The following is a 4,042-nucleotide window of genomic DNA, read 5'->3' as shown; positions in this document are numbered from 1 at the left end:
TTATGCGCGAGCGGGCCGAGATCATGGACGAGCGCGCCAACGGGCTCAAGAAGCTCGCGGATGCCTGGCAGCCGCTCTACCAGACCCTCTCTCCAGATCAGAAGAGCCGGATGCGCGTGGTCGTCACCCGGGTCATCGGGGGATTGCGGGACGCCGCAGAGAATCGCCGCAAGGAGCTCATGGACGATGACGACGACGACGAGGGCTGAGTGAGGATTCGCCTCACCCGCCTCTAGGGCGGGTGAGGCGACGTAGACGGTGACCGAGAGCAGGGGCGCGGGTCCCGCCAGGGTTGTCGCGCTGTCCGATGTTGCCGACGCCCCGAAGCCCTGGAGGCGGGACGATGCCACGGCCGCTTGCCCTCGCCGGGTTAGCCTTCACCCTGATGATCAGCGCCTCCCGGGCCGATACAGGCAGCCCGATCCGGACCGTCTACCAGGTTCCGAAGACCGCGCAGGCACAGGAGATATACCGGGAGATGCGCGCACGCCGCGTCCTTGAGGGCTTGCGCGAGATCATCGGTATGGTCCGGCTGCCGCGGGCCATGACCTTGCGCCTGTCCGAGTGCGACGGCGAGAGCAACGCCTGGTACGAGCCCAAGACCCGCTCGGTCACGGTCTGCTACGAATACATCCAGGATGTTCGGGACAGGGCCGATAAGGCCACCTTGCCCGCCGGCCTGACCTATCACGACGCGCTGTTCGGCACGCTCGCACAGGTCTTCCTGCACGAGACTGGGCACGCCCTGTTCGATCTGCTGGACGTGCCTGTGCTCGGCCGCGAGGAGGACKCCGCCGACCAGTTCGCCGCGCTCGTCCTGCTCCGCCTGAAGCCGGCCCAGGCCCGGCAGATCATCGCGGGCAGCTCCATCCTGTTCACGAGCTACGGCGCGGAGGACAAGCAGGAGAAAGCCACCTTCGCAGATGATCACGGCCTGTTCTATCAGCGCCTATACAACCTGCTCTGCCTCGCATACGGCTCGGACCGGCGCGCCTTCGGCTACCTGGTCGAGCGCGGCGACCTGCCTAAGGAGCGGGCAGAGAACTGCAGGGGTGAGTACGGCCTGGCGGTGCATGCCATGGACAGGCTGTTTCGCAATCATCTCCAGGGCGGCCAGATGGGGCGCGAACGGATACGGCGGGGGTTTCGCTGGGTCTACTGAGCGCGGACGCGCAGCCCAAGCCAGACTTCCTCCGGCACCGCTTCTGGCCACGGCCCGGCGTCTCCGTTGGCCGGTTGGATGAGGACGCCGGGGACACAGGCTGCACTGGGTCACGCCAGGGTGGCCAMACCCGTAGGACGMTGGCGCGACCGCTCAGTAGGGCACRCAGCCGCCGTAATTCGCGTCGTAGTAGCTGTAGGCGCCACACCCGCCGCCGTAGTAGCGGTGCGCSCCATAGGCGGCMGCGCCGACACCGGCCGCCGCGAGGCCATAACCGCGGTAGCCATAGCGCCCATACCCACCTCTGTASCCGTAGCGGCCATACCCGCCACGATAGCCCGCCACGCCGCCCCGGTAGCCGCCATATCCGCCCCGGAAGCCGCCGCGATAGCCACCCGCCACGCGCCCTCCGTGGAACCCGCCCCCTCGGAAGCCGCCGCCCCGCATCCCGGCTCCATGGAATCCGCCCCCGCCCCGGAAGCCGCCGCCCCCCCCGCGAAATCCGCGCGCGTCCGCCGTGACGCTGGTCAGGATCAGGGCGCCGATGCCCGTTGCCGCGATAAGGATCTTGTTCATGGGGCTGTCTCCTTGCTCGGGACGTGCTGAAGGCAGTCCGCGCCCAATCCGCGTGATCGGGGCGGACCTAGGGCCCGCGCAGCATCAACCCTTTGCTGTTGGGCACACTAACGCCGGGCCGGACGCCCCGCTTGATCCGACGAGCCGCACACGGCCCGCGATGTGGAGCTTCGTGACCGCAGACGAATGGGGTCAGTTGCTGGCCTGCCCGACCTCGACCAGGACATCCTCGAGATACACCTGGATCCGGCCTATGCCGTCCGCGCTTGGTCCTTTGATGCTGAAGCCGATCAGCTCGCCGCGTGCATGAACCCTGCGGATCAGAGTTTCCGCCTTGGCAGCCAGCTCGCGTTCGGTCGGCGCGCAGGATGCTGCCCGTCTCGCACGTCGTAATCCGGACTTCGAAGATGGGCGACTCACTCATGTTAATTGCCATGCTTCGCTCGCAGTGGGGCGAAAACATGGTCGAATGGCCGCCGACACTCATCACACGAGCGATGCCGAGGTAGGGAGGCGATGCTCGTCCTCGGAAACAGAGCCTTTGCCTGCCCCGAACACTGGATCCGTTGCGATTACGTTTGAGAGGCTCGGTTCCAAGCCAATGACAGCCAAGTTTACTTGGGTATTTTGAATTGAAAGTTCTCGGAGCGTCCCGAGTGATCAAGCACCGTGGATCCTTATGGCCATACTACATCAGGGTGCCGGGCTCGGCGTTCGCCCACCACTTATCTAGGGAGGAGACCATGTCTACCATGCTCGCTCGCGCAACGGGCCTGCTCACCGCAGTTGGCGTTGCGACGGCAGGTCTTCTGACTGGCTCGCTGGCGCTGGCTGAGCCGCTCGTGCTGCGCGTCAATCCGCATCTCGGGGATCAAGGCGTTCTGATGCAGGGTGACGAGAGCGGGACGATCCAAACGCTGTTCGATGCGGGACCTCACTACAGCGAACCGAGTGGCGTGCGCGTCGGGCGAGGCAGTGTGATCCCCGGCTGGCTGGGGTTGGGTTCATTTCAGAATGTTTCACTCGCGGGGCTGAACCCGACTGGCTACTACGGCTACTACATATCTCCCGATGACCGCGCGGTCGTCATCGACCTCGACTCGCACCGGGTTTTCCGCGTGATCTCACGCTGATGCCCTGAATTGGGCGGAGCACGCCAGCGGGCACCGATAAAGGCGGCATTGTAGGATAAGGGGACTGGTCCACCGCATCGGGCGGCTGATGGCTGATCTGGCGGGACGGCATGAACGCTCAGGTGCTTGCTGTTTTGGGGTACCGGGAGACGGTGATGCGCGACACTCTGATCGTGCCACAACTCAGGGTCTCTGCCCTGCTCCGCTACGGTCTCATTCTTGTGCTTCTTGCCACGACCGAAGCGGCCTTCGCGCGCCCTATAATCACCGCTTCTAAATCGGTAAAAGTGCCCACCAGTTCAGCGTCGCCGCCCAGTTGCATGCACCTGAGAAGAAAGGCGTTTCATCTCGTGGAGGGCTGGTCCGTGAGGACCGTTGCCATCGTGTGCAAGACTGTAACAGCTGCTCTTCGCCGATCGGGCAACCGCAGCTTCACGAGCATGGGGCCGAATAAAAATATAAACGCTAAATAGGTCCGGCTCGTGTGCCAGCCCAATTAGCTAGAGCACTGGCGCAATCGTGCAACCTGGAGACTCAAAGCTGCTTTGGAAGAACACGAAATAATAGCCATCGTTTCGGCCAGCCTTATTAAAATCCCACGTATTTTGCGCTAAAATGGACACGCGTGCCACCGTTCAGACCGAAAGCGGATCCCATCGAGAGGCTGTTTGGATCGTATTCACCCGGCTCGCTATCGAGATGGCTTTCTGCGCCCTGTGCTCTCTCATCTTCTAACGGTTAGGTTTTGCAAGCAGGAGGATTGGAGATGAGAATGCTAGGTTCCTATCTGATGCTAGCTCTCGGGATGTTTCCAGTCGCAGTGCTCGCCCAACACTCACCTGCTCGTGAGGCTCTCAAACAGAGCTGCACCGGCGACTACTTGGCACACTGCAGTCAGTTTCCTCCAGGCGGACCCGAGGTCGAAGCATGCTTCCGGGTCAAGCTCAAGCAGCTGTCGCTCGGGTGTTCGACTGCTATCTCGGCCTACAAGCGCGATCAGAAATCGATAAGAAAGGTCAGCGTGGCCCGCTGAGGATGGCTCCGGCAGCGCGAGCCGGAACTTCGGCGGGTTTGCCGGCAACGACAGCTTCCGCACCGGCTGGACCGCAGGCGGCGGCATCGAGTTCGCGCTGGCCAACGACTCGTTCCTGAACTTCTTCCGCTCCTCGGC

At 63.4% G+C, this 4,042-nt stretch carries 3 protein-coding genes and 2 pseudogenes; 4 read left to right on the top strand and 1 reads right to left on the bottom strand.

Annotated features, from left to right (window positions below):
- Both AC1DXK_RS30350 and AC1DXK_RS30345 read left to right on the top strand, forming a co-directional pair.
- A pseudogene (locus AC1DXK_RS30350) lies at nucleotides 1–209 on the top strand (Spy/CpxP family protein refolding chaperone); the annotation flags it as partial.
- A 134-nt stretch (nucleotides 210–343) separates the two neighbouring features.
- Nucleotides 344–1,162 carry a DUF4344 domain-containing metallopeptidase gene (locus tag AC1DXK_RS30345; protein ID WP_477299662.1) on the top strand — a complete coding sequence of 273 codons (819 nt, stop codon included), beginning with the start codon at nucleotides 344–346 and terminating at the stop codon, nucleotides 1,160–1,162.
- 153 nt (nucleotides 1,163–1,315) lie between these two features.
- On the opposite strand, the gene AC1DXK_RS30340 is transcribed toward AC1DXK_RS30345, so the two are convergent.
- Nucleotides 1,316–1,738 (bottom strand): hypothetical protein, encoded by a 423-nt coding sequence (locus AC1DXK_RS30340; RefSeq protein ID WP_456684454.1) that lies wholly within the window; start codon nucleotides 1,736–1,738, stop codon nucleotides 1,316–1,318.
- A gap of 743 nt (nucleotides 1,739–2,481) precedes the next feature.
- Between AC1DXK_RS30340 and AC1DXK_RS30335 the strand changes: the two genes are divergently transcribed.
- Both AC1DXK_RS30335 and AC1DXK_RS30330 read left to right on the top strand, forming a co-directional pair.
- Complete coding sequence (locus AC1DXK_RS30335; RefSeq protein WP_456684453.1) at nucleotides 2,482–2,871, top strand: hypothetical protein; 390 nt, start codon at nucleotides 2,482–2,484, stop codon at nucleotides 2,869–2,871.
- A 1,037-nt stretch (nucleotides 2,872–3,908) separates the two neighbouring features.
- Nucleotides 3,909–4,042: pseudogene (locus AC1DXK_RS30330) on the top strand (porin family protein); the annotation flags it as partial.

Source organism: Methylobacterium sp. P3_A11 (genome assembly GCF_056403155.1).
Note: the sequence above shows the minus strand (reverse complement) of the source record. Positions and strands in the feature narration are given on the sequence as shown.

Coding starts and splice junctions, on each gene's coding strand:
- AC1DXK_RS30335 (WP_456684453.1), top strand. CDS start 2,482: ATGTCTACCATGCTCGCTCGCGCAACGGGCCTGCTCACCGCAGTTGGC.